Source organism: Mesorhizobium sp. M8A.F.Ca.ET.181.01.1.1, assembly GCF_004792025.1.
In the GTDB taxonomy this organism is placed as follows: Bacteria; Pseudomonadota; Alphaproteobacteria; order Rhizobiales; family Rhizobiaceae; genus Mesorhizobium.
In genome coordinates this window covers 1-281 of sequence record NZ_SRTV01000339.1, presented here as the reverse complement: position 1 = coordinate 281, position 281 = coordinate 1, and the positions used below count along the sequence as shown (strand labels likewise).

General features: G+C 62.6%; 1 protein-coding gene. It reads left to right on the top strand.

What is annotated here, in order from left to right; all coding sequences use genetic code 11:
- Positions 1 to 281 (top strand): hypothetical protein (locus EN824_RS34875; RefSeq protein ID WP_210236412.1); only part of this gene is annotated, 281 nt, incomplete at both ends.

Genomic DNA, 281 nt, shown 5'->3' with positions numbered 1-281 from the left:
TGAGCGGCGGAACCGGCGACCTTTCCGGCCCGGACCAGCACCTGAACACGAACCTCCAGCTTTACACGGCGGGGCTTCAGTACAACCTCGTCGAAGACTGGACGCTTAACGCAAGCTACAGCTACAGCAAGAGCTCGCGCGATCGCAACGAGAGCACCTATTACCTGCTGAACGGCGCGGGCGATTACACCGACAGCCGTTTTGCCGGCAAGGAAGGGCACCAGCTGAGCTTGTGGCAGGTGTCGGCGGAAGGGCGCGTAAAGACGGGGCCGCTGGTGCAC